The organism is Variovorax sp. VNK109 (assembly GCF_049445855.1).
Classification (GTDB): domain Bacteria; phylum Pseudomonadota; class Gammaproteobacteria; order Burkholderiales; family Burkholderiaceae_C; genus JAGOCV01.
In genome coordinates this window covers 91,824-107,928 of record NZ_JBMSDV010000001.1, presented here as the reverse complement: position 1 = coordinate 107,928, position 16,105 = coordinate 91,824, and the positions used below count along the sequence as shown (strand labels likewise).

At 64.9% G+C, this 16,105-nt stretch carries 13 protein-coding genes; 8 read left to right on the top strand and 5 right to left on the bottom strand.

Features of this window, described 5'->3' with window-relative positions; genetic code table 11:
* The first annotated feature begins 36 nt into the window (after positions 1-36).
* The 5 genes from ACO2Q9_RS00490 to ACO2Q9_RS00470 all read left to right on the top strand — a co-directional run bounded on the left by ACO2Q9_RS00490 (position 37) and on the right by ACO2Q9_RS00470 (position 8,922).
* The gene (locus ACO2Q9_RS00490) at positions 37-1,839 is read left to right on the top strand and encodes an acyl-CoA dehydrogenase (RefSeq protein WP_423307204.1); all 1,803 of its coding nucleotides are present in this window, start codon (positions 37-39) and stop codon (positions 1,837-1,839) included.
* A 23-nt stretch (positions 1,840-1,862) separates the two neighbouring features.
* Entirely contained in the window at positions 1,863-2,819 is a 957-nt protein-coding gene (locus ACO2Q9_RS00485; RefSeq protein WP_423307202.1) for an NAD(P)H-dependent flavin oxidoreductase, read from the top strand.
* Between the two features lie 212 nt (positions 2,820-3,031).
* The gene (locus ACO2Q9_RS00480) at positions 3,032-4,279 is read left to right on the top strand and encodes an efflux RND transporter periplasmic adaptor subunit (RefSeq protein ID WP_423307200.1); all 1,248 of its coding nucleotides are present in this window, start codon (positions 3,032-3,034) and stop codon (positions 4,277-4,279) included.
* Between the two features lie 27 nt (positions 4,280-4,306).
* On the top strand, positions 4,307-7,462 hold the full coding sequence (locus ACO2Q9_RS00475; protein ID WP_423307198.1) for an efflux RND transporter permease subunit: 3,156 nt from the start codon (positions 4,307-4,309) through the stop codon (positions 7,460-7,462).
* Positions 7,459-8,922 carry an efflux transporter outer membrane subunit gene (locus tag ACO2Q9_RS00470; RefSeq protein WP_423307196.1) on the top strand — a complete coding sequence of 488 codons (1,464 nt, stop codon included), beginning with the start codon at positions 7,459-7,461 and terminating at the stop codon, positions 8,920-8,922. Before ACO2Q9_RS00475 ends, ACO2Q9_RS00470 begins: the two co-directional genes overlap by 4 nt.
* On the opposite strand, the gene ACO2Q9_RS00465 is transcribed toward ACO2Q9_RS00470, so the two are convergent.
* Complete coding sequence (locus tag ACO2Q9_RS00465; RefSeq protein ID WP_423307194.1) at positions 8,919-9,338, bottom strand: hypothetical protein; 420 nt, start codon at positions 9,336-9,338, stop codon at positions 8,919-8,921. The two genes, ACO2Q9_RS00470 and ACO2Q9_RS00465, sit on opposite strands and share 4 nt — an antisense overlap.
* Positions 9,339-9,450: 112 nt before the next feature.
* On the opposite strand from ACO2Q9_RS00465, the gene ACO2Q9_RS00460 reads away from it, so the two are divergent.
* Entirely contained in the window at positions 9,451-10,542 is a 1,092-nt protein-coding gene (locus ACO2Q9_RS00460; RefSeq protein ID WP_423307192.1) for a PA0069 family radical SAM protein, read from the top strand.
* 49 nt (positions 10,543-10,591) lie between these two features.
* Positions 10,592-11,287: an ureidoglycolate lyase gene (locus ACO2Q9_RS00455; protein ID WP_423307190.1), complete on the top strand. Its 696-nt coding sequence runs from the start codon at positions 10,592-10,594 to the stop codon at positions 11,285-11,287.
* A 26-nt stretch (positions 11,288-11,313) separates the two neighbouring features.
* Here ACO2Q9_RS00455 and dnaJ read toward each other — a convergent pair whose 3' ends face one another.
* From dnaJ to grpE, 3 genes are all read right to left on the bottom strand, one after another.
* The gene (gene dnaJ, locus ACO2Q9_RS00450; RefSeq protein WP_423309861.1) at positions 11,314-12,462 is read right to left on the bottom strand and encodes a molecular chaperone DnaJ; all 1,149 of its coding nucleotides are present in this window, start codon (positions 12,460-12,462) and stop codon (positions 11,314-11,316) included.
* A gap of 106 nt (positions 12,463-12,568) precedes the next feature.
* Complete coding sequence (gene dnaK, locus ACO2Q9_RS00445; protein WP_423307188.1) at positions 12,569-14,512, bottom strand: molecular chaperone DnaK; 1,944 nt, start codon at positions 14,510-14,512, stop codon at positions 12,569-12,571.
* A 123-nt stretch (positions 14,513-14,635) separates the two neighbouring features.
* A complete protein-coding gene (gene grpE / locus ACO2Q9_RS00440; RefSeq protein ID WP_423307186.1) occupies positions 14,636-15,205 on the bottom strand; it encodes a nucleotide exchange factor GrpE in 570 nt (189 codons plus the stop codon).
* Positions 15,206-15,375: 170 nt separating this feature from the next.
* Between grpE and ACO2Q9_RS00435 the strand changes: the two genes are divergently transcribed.
* Complete coding sequence (locus ACO2Q9_RS00435) at positions 15,376-15,771, top strand: RidA family protein (protein WP_423307184.1); 396 nt, start codon at positions 15,376-15,378, stop codon at positions 15,769-15,771.
* Here the strand turns inward: ACO2Q9_RS00435 and ACO2Q9_RS00430 are convergent.
* Entirely contained in the window at positions 15,737-16,087 is a 351-nt protein-coding gene (locus ACO2Q9_RS00430; RefSeq protein WP_423307182.1) for an FKBP-type peptidyl-prolyl cis-trans isomerase, read from the bottom strand. The two genes, ACO2Q9_RS00435 and ACO2Q9_RS00430, sit on opposite strands and share 35 nt — an antisense overlap.
* Positions 16,088-16,105 lie beyond the last annotated feature (18 nt).

The window sequence follows — 16,105 nt, the reverse complement described above, 5'->3', positions numbered from 1 at the left end:
GCGATGCCTTTTTTCTTTGCAACGGAGACAACAACCATGAGCTACATCGCCCCCGTCAAGGACATGCTGTTCGGCATCCGCCATCTGGCCGGCATCGAACGCATCGCGCAGATTCCGGGCTTCGAAGAGGCGGGGTACGACACCGCCCAGGCCGTGCTGGAGGAGTGTGCGCGCTTCAACGAAGGCGTGGTCGCGCCGCTCAACGTCACGGGTGACATCAATCCTTCGAGTTTGAAGGATGCGAAGGTCACTACCACCCCCGGTTTCAGGGACGCGTACAAGCAATACGCCGAAGGCGGCTGGCAGGGCCTGCAACATCCGCAGGACTTCGGCGGGCAGGGCCTGCCGAAGACCATCGGCGCGGCATGCGGCGAAATGCTCAACTCCGCCAACATGAGCTTCGCGCTGTGTCCGTTGCTGACGGACGGCGCGATCGAAGCGCTTCTCACCGCTGGCAGCGACGAACTCAAGTCCACTTATCTCGAGAAGCTGGTGTCCGGCGAGTGGACGGGTACGATGAACCTGACCGAGCCGCAGGCGGGCAGTGACCTGGCACTTGTGCGCACGCGCGCCGAGCCGCAGGCCGACGGCACTTACCGTGTCTTCGGCACGAAGATCTTCATCACCTACGGCGAGCACGACATGGCGGACAACATCGTCCACCTGGTGCTGGCGCGCGTGCAGGGCGCACCCGAGGGCGTGAAGGGCATCAGCCTGTTCGTCGTCCCCAAGTTCATGGTCGGAAAGGACGGCGTCCCCGGCAAGCGCAACGACGTGCAGTGCGTGAGCATCGAGCACAAGATGGGCATCAAGGCCTCGCCGACCTGCGTGCTCCAGTACGGCGACGGCATCGGTGACGTGGGCAAGGGGGCCATCGGCTACATCGTGGGCCAGGAGAACCGCGGCCTCGAGTACATGTTCATCATGATGAACGCCGCGCGCTACGCCGTGGGTGTGCAGGGCATCGCGATTGCCGAGCGTGCTTACCAGCGCGCCGTGGCCTACGCGAAGGACCGCGTGCAGAGCCGCCCGGTGGACGGCAGCATTGCCGCCAGCGCGCCGATCATCCATCACCCGGACATCAAGCGCATGCTGATGACGATGCGGGCCTACACCGAAGGTTGCCGATCGATGGCGGTAGTGGCCGCTGCCGCGTATGACGCCGCGCATCACCACCCCGATGCCGACACGCGCAAGCAGAACCAGGCGTTCTACGAATTCCTGGTGCCGCTGGTCAAGGGCTACAGCACCGAGATGAGCCTCGAAGTCACCTCGCTGGGTGTGCAGGTGCACGGTGGCATGGGCTTCATCGAGGAGACCGGCGCGGCGCAGTACTACCGTGACGCGAAGATCCTCACCATCTACGAAGGCACGACGGCCATCCAGGCCAACGACCTTGTGGGCCGCAAGACGGCGCGTGACGGTGGCCAGACAGCGAAGGCGATTGCGAAGCAGATCGAAGCGACCGAAGCGGAACTCGCCAAGGGCAGCGCCGATGCGAAGGCCGTGGCGAAGCGCCTGAAGACTGCGCGCGAGGCCTTCATCGACGTGGTGGAGTTCATCGCCGGCAACACCAAGGGCAGCCCCAACGCCGCGTTCGCGGGCAGCGTGCCTTACCTCATGCTCGCCGGCAATCTCGTTGCCGGCTGGCAGCTCGGCCGTGCACTGCTGGCGGCCGAAGGCGAACTGGCTGCCGGCACCGACGCCGCATTCATGAAGACGAAGATCGTGACGGCGCGCTTCTATGCCGACCACATCCTCACCAAGGCACCAGGCATCCGCGACGCCATCGTCGAAGGGGCCGACAGCGTGACCGCGCTCGCGGCCGACGCATTCTGAACAACGACAAGGAGACCGAACGCATGTCCCGCATTCCCAAGGCGCTGCAGAAACTCGCGCTGCCCGTCATCGGCTCGCCGCTGTTCATCATCAGCAACCCCAAGCTCGTCATCGAGCAGTGCAAGGCCGGCATCGTCGGCTCCATGCCCGCGCTCAATGCGCGCCCGTCTTCGCAACTGGACGAGTGGTTGGCTGAAATCACCGAGACGCTTGCGGCATGGGACAAGGTGAACCCGGACCGCCCGTCTGCGCCGTTCGCCATCAACCAGATCGTGCACAAGAGCAACGACCGGCTCGAGCACGACATGCAGATGGTGGTCAAGTACAAGGTGCCGGTGGTCATCACGTCGCTCGGTGCACGCACCGACGTGAACGATGCGATCCACAGTTACGGCGGTGTGGTGCTGCATGACATCATCAACAACATGTTCGCGCGCAAGGCGATCGAGAAGGGCGCGGACGGCCTGATCGCGGTGGCGGCGGGTGCAGGCGGCCACGCGGGCGTGAAGAGCCCGTTCGCGCTGATCCAGGAAATCCGCCAGTGGTTCGATGGCCCGGTCGCCCTGAGTGGCTCCATCGCCACCGGTGGCGCGGTGCTCGCCGCGCAAGCGATGGGCGCGGACTTCGCCTACATTGGCTCGGCCTTCATCGCCACGCACGAAGCGCGCGCGAGCGATGCCTACAAACAGGCCATCGTGGACGGCAACTCGGACGATATCGTCTACTCGAACCTGTTCACCGGTGTGCACGGCAACTACCTGAAGCCGTCGATCATCGCAGCGGGGCTCGACCCGGATCATCTGCCCGAAAGCGACCCGACGAAGATGGACTTCGGCGGTGAAGGCGCGAAGAAGGCATGGAAGGACATCTGGGGCTGCGGCCAGGGCATCGGCGCGGTGACGGAGATCACCGCCGCCGGCGAACTGGTGGCCCGGCTCAAGCGCGAGTACGACGCCGCCCGCACGCGGCTCGCGGCCTGACGCCTGGCTTCTGCAGGGAAGCCTTTGTGGCGCGCGGGAGCGCAAAAGTTCCCGCGCGCGGCAATGTTTGTCAAAGTGCGTCGGCGTGACATTCCGCCGGCTGAAAAATTCTTCGGAATATCAGGGGGAATCCGCTTTCTTCACAGAGTGTTTACACATGCAGATGAACATCCGCGGCTATAAAGCCTTTCCGGTTTGTTGATCGCCCGTACATGCACCCTGTCCAGTCAATCCGCGTGACGCACTCGTTGCGCCATGCCACCAATACTGCGTTACTCCTCCTGACTGCTGCGCTCCTCGGCGCGTGTTCACGAGGCGCGGAAGCGCCCAAGGCAGCGAGCGGCCCACCCGAAGTGGGCGTCATCACGCTGCAGACCACGCGTCAGACCTACACCACGGAACTGACGGGGCGCACGGTGGCTTTCCTTTCCGCAGACATCAGGCCCCAGGTCGGCGGCATCATCCAGAAGCGCAGTTTCACCGAAGGTGCCAACGTGCGCGCAGGCGATGTGCTCTACCAGATCGACCCGGCGCCATTCGAGGCGACATTGGGTAGCGCGGAAGCCGCGCTCGCACGCGCGCGCGCGACAGCCGAATCCGCGCAGGCCACGGCGCGTCGCAATGCCGAACTCGTGAAGATCGATGCGGTGAGCCAGCAGGTCAACGAGCAGAGTCAGGCCGCGATGAACCAGGCCCGTGCCGATGTGGCTGTGGCGGAAGCCACCGTGCAGACGGCACGCATCAACCTGGGTTACACACGCATCACATCCCCTATCCCAGGCCGGGTGGCCATCTCCTCGGTGACGCCCGGCGCGCTGGTCACCGCGAACCAGACGGCCGCGCTCACCACCGTGCAGCAGATCGATCCGATCTATGTGGACGTCACGCAGACGAGCGCGGAAGTGCTCCGGCTCAAGCGCGAGCTGGCTGCCGGACGCCTGACGCGCAGTGGCGGTGCGGATGCAGCGCGCATGCGCATCGTGCTGGAAGACGGCTCTTTATACGGCCGTGAAGGCCGCCTGCAATTTGCGGGCATCGCCGTGAACCCGACCACCGGCGCCATCACGCTGCGCGGCACGGTGGCCAATCCGGATGGCCTGCTGCTGCCCGGCATGTATGTGCGCGCCGTGATCGAAGAGGGCGTGGACGAACAGGCGCTGCTCGTGCCCCAACAGGGCATCACGCGCGACGCCACGGGCCGCGCGACCGCGCTGGTGGTCGGCGCGGACGACAAGGTCGTGCGCCGCAACGTCACGGTCGATCGCGCAGTGGGCAACCGCTGGGTGGTGCGTCAGGGGCTTGCAGCCGGCGAACGCGTGATCATCGAAGGCGTGCAGCGCGCGCGTGTGGGCGAATTGGTGAGGACCGTTGCCGTCCAGGCACCGGAAGCCCCGCGTGGTGTCGGTGCACCGGCTGTGCCGGGGGCGCCTTCGGCCCCTGTCCCCGCGAAGACCAACTGACCGCGCAGCGCGCAGGACCGCTTCTTCATGGCTCGCTTTTTCATCGACCGGCCCATCTTCGCGTGGGTTATCGCCATTCTCATCATGCTGGCGGGGACGCTGGCCATCCGCACGCTGCCCATCGAGCAGTACCCGGACATCGCGCCGCCGGCCGTGTCCATCGCGGCCAATTACTCCGGTGCCTCGGCGCAAACCGTCGAGGACTCCGTCACGCAGGTGATCGAGCAGCAGCTCACGGGCCTGGACAACCTGCTCTACATGAGCTCGTCCAGCACGAGCGCGGGGCAGTCACGCATCACGCTGACCTTCAATGCGGGCACCAACCCGGATGTGGCGCAGATCCAGGTGCAGAACAAGCTTCAGTCGGCCATGGCGCGCCTGCCGCAGGCGGTGCAGAGCCAGGGTGTGACGGTCACCAAGGCCGGCAACGATTTCCTGATGATCGCGTCGCTGTATTCCGAGAACCCGCAGCTGTCGCGGACGGACGTGGGTGACTTCATCTCCAGCAATCTGGTGGATGTGATCTCGCGTCTGGACGGTGTGGCCGAAGTGCAGGTGCTCGGCTCCGGTTATGCGATGCGCATCTGGCTGGACCCGCGCAAGCTGCAGAAATTCGGCCTGATGCCCTCCGACGTCGGTGCTGCGCTCGCGGCGCAGAACGCGCAGGTGTCGGCCGGACAACTCGGCGGGCTGCCCGCGACGCCGCAACAGCAATTGAACGCCACGGTCACCGCGCGCAGCAAGCTGCAGACCGTCGAGCAGTTCCAGAACGTGCTGCTGCGCGTGGCGAGCGACGGTTCACAGGTCCTGCTCAAGGACGTGGCGCGCGTCGAACTCGGCGCCGAGAGCCTGAACATCCAGTCGCGCCTGGCGGGGCGCGCTTCGGCCGGCATGGGCATCGTGCTGGCCAACGGTGCCAATCCGGTGGACGTGTCGCGTGCCGTCGCGGCCAAGCTCAAGGAACTGGAGCCCACCTTTCCCAACCAGATGAAGTCGATCGTCAACTACGACACCACGCCCTTCATCGAAGCCTCGATCGAGGAAGTGGTCAAGGCCCTGATCGAGGCCATGCTCCTCGTGGTGCTGATCATGTTCATCTTCCTGCAGAACTGGCGCGCGACCATCATCCCTGCGATGGCGGTGCCGGTGGTGCTGCTCGGCACCTTCGGCGTGCTGTCCACGTTGGGCTACACGATCAACACGCTCACCATGTTCGGCATGGTGCTGGCCATCGGCCTGCTGGTGGACGACGCCATCGTGGTGGTGGAGAACGTCGAGCGCGTGATGGCGACGGAGCACCTGCCGGCGAAAGAGGCCACGCGCAAATCGATGGCCGAAATCACGCCGGCTTTGATCGGCATCGCGATGGTGTTGTCGGCCGTGTTCATTCCGATGGCGTTCTTCGGAGGGTCCACCGGCGTGATCTATCGCCAGTTCTCTGTCACCATCGTGTCGGCCATGGCGCTGTCGGTGCTTGTTGCGCTGACACTCACACCCGCACTTTGCGCGACCATCCTCAAGCAGCATGAGGCCGATGCCCAAGGGCATCGCGTCATCCGCAAGGGGCTGCTGGGCTGGTCCGACCGTTTCTTCGGCGCGTTCAACCGTGGCTTCGACAGGACGACCCGCGGCACCGAGCGGGTGGTCGACAAACTGATCCATCGTGGCTGGCGCACCATGGTGATCTACCTGGCCATCACGGCCGGCATGGCCGTGCTGTTCATGCGGCTGCCGACCTCGTTCATTCCGGTGGAAGACCAGGGCATCCTCACCGCCGAAATCCGCATGCCGCCGGGCGCGACGGACGCGCGCATCCAGGGCGTCATTGCGCAGTTCGAGGAATACGTGAAGCAGCAGCCCGAGGTGGTGACCTACAACGTCACCACCGGCATGGCCGGCAATCAGGGTTCGGGCCGCGCGTTCATCAAGCTCAAGCCTTGGGCGGAGCGTTCGGGTGCGGAGCATTCCGCAGCTGCGATTGCACGGCGCGCGAATGCCGAGTTCTCCAGAATCCGCGACGCGCAGGTGTTCGTCAACCTGCCGCCCGCGGTGCGGGGGCTGGGTTCGGCGGCTGGCTTCAACTTCTTCATGCAGGACGCGGCGAACATCGGACGGCAGGCGTTGACGGCGGCGCGCACCCAGTTTCTCGACCTGGCGCGCAAGGACGCCGAGCTGACCGGCGTGCGCACCAACACGCTCGAAGACACGGCGCAATTCGCCATCGACATCGACGACCGCCGCGCAGGGGCGCTGGGCCTCTCGACGTCGGACGTGAACAGCACGCTGTCCACCGCCCTGGGCGGCACGTATGTGAACGATTTCATCGAGCGTGGCCGCGTCAAGCGCGTCTACATGCAGGGCGACGCGCCCTACCGCATGCTGCCGGCCGATGTGAACACCTGGACGGTGCGCAACAACGCGAACGAGATGATCCCGTTTTCTGCGTTCACCGAACAGCGCTGGACGTTCGGGCCGCCGCAGCTGCAGCGCTTCAACGGACAGTCTGCCTTCGAGATACAGGGCAACGTGGTGCAGGGCGTGAGCTCGGGCGAGGGCATGGCGAAGGTCGACGCGATGATGGCGGAGCTGCCGTCGGGCACGGCGCATGCATGGACCGGTGCGTCGTTCGAAGAGCGTCGCTCGGGCGCACAGGCACCGCTGCTCTACGCCATCTCCATCCTGTTCGTGTTCCTCTGCCTTGCGGCGCTGTACGAAAGCTGGTCGGTGCCGTTCTCCGTCATCCTCGTCGTGCCGCTGGGCATCATCGGGGCGGTGCTGTTCACCGGGACGCGAGGGTTGTCGAACGATGTGTACTTCCAGGTCGGGTTGCTGACGACGGTGGGCTTGTCATGCAAGAACGCGATCCTGATCGTCGAATTCGCCAAGCAGTTGCAGGAGCAGGGGCGTGACCTGTTCGACGCCACGCTCGAAGCGGTGCGCCTGCGCCTGCGCCCGATCCTGATGACCTCGCTGGCCTTCGGTTTCGGTGTTCTGCCGCTCGTGATCGGTACGGGTGCCGGCGCTGGCGGCCGCCAGGCCATCGGTACCGCCGTGTTCGGCGGCATGGTGAGTGCGACCGTGCTCGGCATCTTCTTCGTGCCGGTGTTCTTCACGCTCATCCGCGCGCGCTTCAATCGCAGGAAAGACGCAGCAACCACGGCACCGACGGAGGGCGCGGCATGATGCAGCGTCGGTCCTCATCTTCGCGCGCAGTGCCCGCAGCGCTCACGACCCTGGTGATGGCGATGCTGGGCGGCTGCGCCAACCTCGCTCCGGAATACGAACGCCCTGTCGCGCCCTTGCCTGCGCAGGCGTGGCAGTCGCCATCGCCTGCAGGCGCAGTGGCGACGCCCGCTTCAGACTTGCCGGTGCAGGACTTCTTCACCGACGCGCGACTCCTCGGCGTGGTGAACCTTGCGCTCGCGAACAACCGCGATCTGCGTGTCGCTGCGCTGAATATCGACCGTGCGCGGGCCCAATGGGGGCTCACGCGATCGGCGGAGTTGCCGACGGTGAATGCCACGGGCGGTGCAAGTCGTGCGCGCACGTCGGCGGATACCAGCGCCTCGGGCAACCCGGGCACCGGCAACACATTCAGCGCCTCGATCGGCCTGTCTGCCTGGGAGATCGACTTCTTCGGCCGTTTGCGCAATCTCACGCAGGCGGCGCAGGAGACATTGCTCTCCACGACAGAAACACGTCGCGCCACGCAGATCAGCCTCGTGGCCGACACGGCCACCGCCTGGCTCACGCTGGCTGCAGACCAGCGCAGGCTTGCGCTGGCAACACAGACGCTGCGCAGCCAGCAGGCGACGTACGACCTGATCGAGCGTGCGCGCGCACTGGGTGCGGAATCCGGCCTGACGCTGGCGCAGGCGCGCACGACGGTCGAGGCCGCGCGCGCCGACGTCGCCACGTACACGCGACAGGTCGCGCAGGATCGCAATGCACTCGAGCTGCTGACGGGTTCTGCCGTGCCGGCCGATCTGCTGCCCGCCGCGCCGTCGTACGCCAGTGGAGCGACCAACCCGGTCGCGGCCGCAGCAAGTACGGCATCGCTTCTCGTCGCCGTTCCTGAAGGCCTGTCGTCCGAAGTGCTGCAGCGTCGGCCCGACGTGCTGGCCGCTGAATACACGCTGCGCGGTGCCTACGCGAACATCGGCGCAGCGCGTGCTGCGTTCTTTCCGCGCATCTCGCTCACCGCGTCGGCCGGCTCAGCCAGTCGCGAACTCGACGGGCTGTTCGGCAACGGCACGGGCACATGGAGCTTCGCGCCGCAGATCGTGTTGCCGATCTTCAACGCGGGCGCACTTCAGGCGAGTCTGGACGTGGCGCGCATCACGCGTGACATCAACATTGCGCAGTACGAGAAGACGCTGCAGACCGCTTTCCGCGAAGTGGCCGATGCGCTCGCGGCGCGCGCCACGGTGAACGAGCAGCTCGAAGCGCAACGCGCACTGGTCGATGCATCCGGCAAGGCGCTGGAGCTCTCGCAGGCGAGGTTCCGCGCCGGTTCGGACAGCTTCCTCGACGTGCAGGTGTCGCAGCGTTCGTTCTACACGGCGGGGCAGGGCCTGATCAGCTACGAGCTGGCCGAGCAGGTCAACCGCATCACGCTGTACAAGGTGCTGGGCGGCGGCTAGCCGGCGTTCTGGCGTTCGCGCCATTTGCGGCGCTTGTCCAGATACCAGGCCATGAAAGGCAGCAGCAGCATCGAGCCTGGAATGGCCCAGATGAACAGATAAGGGCTGACAGACGACGCGGAGCGCAGCATCTTCTTCAGTTGCTGCTTGTCTTCGGGTGTCCATTTGCCACCACCGTTGCGCTGCTTCATCAGCAATGGCATCGCGCCCTTGATCTGGGCGAACTCGTCGGCCAGGCGGCGCTTCTCGCGCGAGTTCCCCGCGAGAAACGAGCAGAACCAGACAGGTGCCTTCTTCATCTTCGCCTGGAACATCAGTGTGGAGTCCGCGTCAAAGCCCGACTTCAATGCATTGCCCGCATCTTTCACGGTCGCTGCTTTTGTAACAGTGGATGACGGCAAGTCGGGCGGCGGCATGCGTCGGATTATGGGTGATAGGGCCTGCAGCGGCTACGCTTGATTTACATTCGTTTTCGAGAAATACTGTATTTATGTACAGTCATTTCATCGAGTTGATCAGGGTACGGGCATGGCCGACGTCACCATCCCGCTGAGCGTCATCAAGGGGCGCGGTGCTGCGAGCCGCATCGCGCACCGCTTCATGGCGGAGGACCGCAACGCCTACGACGACGGCTGGGACACGCTCGCGCTCGCGCAGGACGAGCGCATCATTCCGCAGACGCAGGTGACCTTCGAGCAGGCGCGCAGCATCCTCACGCACAACGACTCGCCGGACATCCCGTTCACCCAGGGCCTGAATCCGTACCGGGGGTGCGAACACGGCTGCATCTACTGTTATGCGCGGCCCACGCACAGCTATCTGAATCTTTCGCCGGGCCTCGATTTCGAAACGAAGATCATCGCGAAGCAGAACCTGGCCGACGTGCTGCGGCGCGAACTCGCAAGCCCACGCTATGTGCCCAAGCACACCGCCATGGGCACGGTGACCGACTGCTATCAGCCCGTGGAGCGCGAGTTGCGATTGACGCGCGCTGCCATCGAGCTCTTCAGCGAGACGCGGCATCCTATCGGGCTCGTCACCAAGTCGAGTGGTGTGGAGCGTGACATCGATTTGCTGGCACCGATGGCGGCTGCACGTCTTGCGGCGGTGTACGTGACCGTGACCACGCTCGATGGCGATCTCGCGCGCAAGCTCGAGCCGCGGGCGGCGGCGCCGTGGCGGCGCATCCGCACCATCCGTGCATTGGCGGACGCAGGCATTCCCGTCGGCGTGAGCGTCTCGCCGCAGATCCCGTTCGTGAACGAAGACATGGAGCAGGTGATGGAAGCCGCGTGGGAAGCCGGAGCGCGCAGCGCGTTCTACACGGTGATCCGGTTGCCGTGGGAAATCAACCCGTTGTTCAAGGAGTGGCTGGAGCTGCATTACCCGCAGCGTGCGGGCCGCATCATGGCGCGCATCCGCGACATGCGCGGAGGCAAGGACTACGACGCCGACTTCGCCACGCGCATGAAGGGCTTCGGCATGTGGGCCGAGCTCATCCGCCAGCGGTTCGAGAAAGCCTGCGCGCGCATGGGCTTCAACCAGCAACGCAGCGTCACCGGTCTGGATCTCACGCAGTTCCGGCATGCATCGCTGTCGGGCCAGGGGCATCTGTTCTGAAACGTATTCAGGGGATGACATGCGGCGGCTTTCGAATTCAAATGACGGCATGAACACAGCCACACTCATCGGCCGGCCCCTGGTGCGACCCACCGAGCCGGCGTCTGCCCCGGACTACCTCAACCCCGGCGTGCCACCCGGCACACGATCGGTCCGGATTCCACTGGTGGAAGCCACGGCCGAATCGCTCAAGGGGTATGGCGTGCTCGTGGACGACCCCAAGAACGAGAAGATCGAGATCGTGCGTTGGCCCGCGCAAGGCTGGCGCGCGGTGGACATCGACAGCGGCAACGAAGGCGGCGTGACCACCGGCACCTTCGTGTCTGAATGGCGCGGCGACATCCTCTATGGCGTCAACGAGGCGGTCAACGGGCACTACATCATCGGCTACGGCACCGCGCCGGAAAACGCCGACGACACGCACGCGCGGGACCCCGAGCGCCTGCTGCTGTGGCACTGCAACTACCACCCGGACGGCGGGCAGATGTTCTTCCCGCTGGAGCCCGGCCCCTTCCTCGTGCCCATGGCATTGCCCGGCGACGACGTGCGCCCCGAGGACTTCAAATGCTTCTGGTTCAGTGGAGGGCAGGGGCTGCGCATGCACCCCAACGTGTGGCACGAAGGCGTGTTCGCCACGCGCGGCAAGCGCCGCTTCTTTGACCAGCAGGGTGCCGTCCACGCCCGCGTGTCGGTGAACTTTCCGAAGGAGTTCGGTTGCCTGCTGGAGATGCCGCTGGCACCCTGAGGGTTTGCCAGCGGCCGGAAGGGCGCTCAGCTGAACAGGTTACGCGCCTTGTCGAACCAGCTCTGGTCGGCCGGGTGGTGCTTGGCGCCGCCCTTCTTGAGCGACTCGTCCAGCTCCTTGAGCAGCTTGCGCTGGTGCTCGGTGAGCTTGACGGGCGTCTCCACGGCGATGTGGCAGTACAGGTCGCCCGGGTAGCTCGAGCGCACGCCCTTGATGCCCTTGCCGCGCAGGCGGAACTGCTTGCCGGCCTGCGTGCCTTCGGGAATGTCGATGGCTGCGCCGCCGCCGAGCGTGGGCACTTCGATCTCGCCGCCGAGCGCGGCGGTGGTCATGCTGATCGGCACGACGCAATGCAGGTCGTCGCCATCGCGTTCGAACACGTCGTGCTTCTTCAGGCGGATCTCGATGTACAGGTCACCGGGCGGTCCACCGTTCGTGCCGGGCTCGCCGTTGCCGGCGCTGCGGATCCGCATGCCGTCGTCGATGCCGGCGGGAATCTTCACTTCCAGCGTCTTGGTCTGCTTGATCTTGCCCTGTCCATGGCAGGTCGGGCAGGGCTCGGGAATGATCTTGCCCGTGCCGCGGCATTGCGGACAGGTCTGCTGCACGCTGAAAAAACCCTGGCGCATCTGCACGGAGCCCTGCCCGTTGCAGGTGGTGCAGGTGATGGGCTTGGTGCCAGGCTTGGCGCCGTTGCCGTGGCAGGTTTCGCAGGTGTCCCAGCTCGGGATGCGGATCTGCGCTTCCTTGCCGAGTGCGGCGTCTTCCAGCGTGATTTCCATCGCATAGCTCAGGTCGCTGCCGCGGTAGACCTGACGCCCACCACGTGCACCGGCTGCGCCGCCGCGTTGCTGGCCGAAGATGTCGCCGAAGATGTCGCCGAACGCTTCGGCGAAGCCGCCGTAGCCGTCCGCGCCGCCACCGGGGCCGCCGCGCATGTTCGGGTCCACGCCAGCGTGGCCGAACTGGTCGTACGCACCGCGCTTCTCGGCGTCCGAGAGCATCTCGTAGGCTTCCTTGGCCTCCTTGAATTTCTCTTCGGCTTCCTTGGCTGCATCACCCTGGTTGCGGTCAGGGTGGTACTTCATCGCGAGCTTGCGATAAGCCTTCTTGATTTCTTCGTCCGCGGCATTCTTCGGAACACCCAGGACTTCGTAGTAGTCGCGCTTGGCCATCGGTTCGTTCAATCCACATTCACGCAAAACGCCGCGCTGAAGGTCCTTGGGAGACCATCAGGCGCGGCGGGGGTCCTTCGCCACATGGGCGCAGGCTCCTGGGCAATCAGCCCTTCTTCACTTCCTTGACCTCGGCGTCGACCACGTTGTCGTCCGCCGCGGGCTTCTGGGAAGCAGCTTCCGCGCCATCCGCCGCCGATGCGCCGGCCGCCGCCTGGGCTGCCTGTGCGTCGGCGTACATCTTCTCGCCCAGTTTCTGGCTGGCTTCGAGCAAGGTGTTGTTCTTCGCCTCGATCGCGTCCTTGTCGTCACCCTTCAGGGCTTCTTCCACGTCCTTGATCGCAGCCTCGATCTTTTCCTTCTCGCCGGCGTCCAGCTTGTCGCCGTGTTCGCCCAGCGACTTGCGCACGCTGTGCACCATGGCGTCGGCCTGGTTGCGGGCCTGGATCAGCTCCAGCTTCTTCTTGTCTTCGGCGGCGTTGAGTTCGGCGTCCTTCACCATCTTCTGGATCTCTTCCTCCGAGATGCCCGAGTTGGCCTTGATGGTGATCTTGTTTTCCTTGCCCGTGGCCTTGTCCTTCGCGCCCACGTGCAGGATGCCGTTGGCGTCGATGTCGAAGCTCACCTCGATCTGCGGCGTGCCGCGCGCGGCCGGCGGGATGCCTTCGAGGTTGAACTCGCCCAGCAGCTTGTTGCCCGACGCCATCTCGCGTTCGCCCTGGAAGACCTTGATGGTCACGGCCGGCTGGTTGTCGTCGGCGGTGGAGAAGGTCTGCGCGAACTTGGTCGGGATGGTCGTGTTCTTGCTGATCATCTTGGTCATCACGCCACCCAGCGTCTCGATGCCCAGAGACAGCGGCGTCACGTCCAGCAGCAGCACGTCCTTGCGGTCACCCGAGAGCACCTGGCCCTGGATGGCGGCACCCACGGCCACGGCTTCGTCGGGGTTCACATCCTTGCGCGGTTCCTTGCCGAAGAATTCCTTCACCTTCTCCTGCACCTTGGGCATGCGCGTCTGGCCGCCCACGAGGATCACGTCGTGGATGTCGGACACGCTGACACCGGCGTCCTTGATGGCGGTGCGGCAGGGCGCGATGGTGCGCTCGATCAGGTCGTCGACCAGGCTTTCCAGCTTGGCGCGCGTGAGTTTGACCAGCAGGTGCTTCGGACCGGTGGCCGGGTCGTGCGCGATGTAGGGGATGTTGACTTCCGTCTGCGCGCTGTTGGACAGCTCGATCTTGGCCTTCTCGGCCGAGTCCTTCAGGCGCTGCAGCGCGACGACATCCTTGGACAGGTCGATGCCGCTGTCCTTCTTGAACTCGCCGACGATGTAGTCGATGACGCGCTGGTCGAAGTCTTCACCGCCGAGGAACGTGTCGCCGTTGGTGGACAGCACTTCGAACTGCTTTTCGCCGTCGACATCGGCGATCTCGATGATCGACACGTCGAACGTGCCGCCGCCCAGGTCATACACGGCGATCTTGCGGTCACCCTTCTCTGCCTTGTCCAGGCCGAAGGCGAGGGCGGCTGCAGTGGGCTCGTTGATGATGCGCTTGACGTCCAGACCGGCGATGCGGCCGGCATCCTTGGTGGCCTGGCGCTGTGCGTCGTTGAAGTATGCAGGCACGGTGATGACGGCCTCGGTGACGGCTTCACCCAGGTAGTCTTCCGCGGTCTTCTTCATCTTGCGCAGCACTTCGGCGCTGACCTGCGGGGGCGCGAACTTCTTGCCGCGCACTTCCACCCACGCGTCGCCGTTGTCGGCCTTGGCAATCGTGTAGGGCATCAGGTCGATGTCCTTCTGCACTTCCTTCTCTTCGAACTTGCGGCCGATCAGGCGCTTGACGGCGTACAGCGTGTTCTTCGGGTTGGTGACGGCCTGGCGCTTGGCGGAAGCGCCGACGAGCACTTCGCCATCGTCCTGATAAGCAATGATGGACGGCGTGGTGCGCGCGCCTTCGGCGTTCTCGATCACCTTGGTCGAGTTGCCTTCCATGATGGCCACGCACGAGTTGGTGGTGCCCAGGTCAATACCGATGATTTTTCCCATGTTTTCTCTCCTGAAGGGGGCTGTCGCTATCCGCGGGCCCTCCGGTTTTCCTGTGAATCAGATGTTGATTACTTGTGTATAACTGGCCGGGCTTCAAGAGCACGCAGCCGATTTTTTGCGTGCTTATTTCGGGGCCGCCACGGTCACCAGTGCAGGGCGCAGCACACGCTCGGCGATCACGTAGCCCTTCTGGAGCACGCTGACGACGGTGTTGGGTTCCTGGTCGGCCGGCACCATGGAAATGGCCTGGTGCTGGTGCGGGTCGAAGCGGGTGCCGGCGGCGGGGGCGATCTCCAGCACCTTGTTGCGCTCGAGCGCGCTTTTCAACTGGCGCAGCGTGGCTTCGGCACCTTCGCGGATCTGTTCGGGACCGGCGTCCTTGATGGCCAGACCGGCTTCGAGGCTGTCCGCCACGGGCAGCAGGCTTTCGGCAAAGCTTTCCACGGCAAACTTGCGGGCCTTTGCCACTTCCTCATCGGCGCGGCGGCGGGCGTTTTCCACCTCGGCCTTGGCGCGCAGGTACTGGTCGGCCAGTTCGGTGTTCCTGGCCTGGAGCAGGGCGAGTTCGGCCTGCGCGGCAGACAGCGCGTCCTGGGCCTCGGCTTCGTTTGCGGCCTGGGCGGCTTCCAGCTCCTCGGGCGTCGGCGCGCCGGACAAGGCGTTCGGATTTTCGGGTTGGTTGGGTTCGGACATTGTTTTCAATTAGGGCTGCATTAGCCCTTTTCAAGGCAAGGGGAATCGCAAAAAGGCAGCAATTATCGCGTCAGGGCATTTCGCGGCGGTATCTGGCCGTGTACCGGTCGTATCCGGGCCAGTAAAGTTCGGCCGCCACTTACATCTACAGGACGGCAAGGAGTTCAGGAATGACAAGACAACGCATCAGCTCGGGTTCCACCTTCGAGGAACAGATGGCCTATTCGCGCGCCGTGGTCGACGGCGAATGGGTCTTCGTCTCGGGCACCACCGGTTTCGACTATTCGAAGATGACCATTTCGCCCGATGTGGCCGAGCAGGCAGAGCAGTGCCTGGCCAACATCGGCTCGGCACTCGGACAGGCCGGAGCGAGCTTCGCGGACGTCGTCCGCGTGACCTATGTGCTGCCCGATGCCAAGGACTTTCCGGCCTGCTGGCCGACCATGCGCAAGTACTTCGGTGACGTGCGCCCGGCGGCGATGATGATCTCGGCGGGCCTGGTGGACCCGCGCATGAAGATCGAGATCGAGGTTACTGCGCGCCGAGCAGTTCCACATCGAACTTGAGCGTGGCGTTGGGCGGGATCACGCCGCCCGCGCCGCGCGCGCCATAACCCAGCGCCGGGGGAATGATCAGCGTGCGCTTGCCGCCGATCTTCATGCCGGCCACGCCTTCGTCCCAGCCACGGATGACCATGCCCGCGCCCAGCGAGAACTGGAAGGGGTCGTTGCGGTCGCGGCTGGAGTCGAACTTCGCGCCCTGCGTGCCGTTCTCGTACAGCCAGCCGGTGTAGTGCACGGTCACGTGCTGGCCGGCTTTGGCCTCGGCCCCTTCGCCGATGGTGGTGTCTTCGTACTGCAGGCCGGAGGGCGTGGTGGTCATGGATGCTTCCTTCGAGAA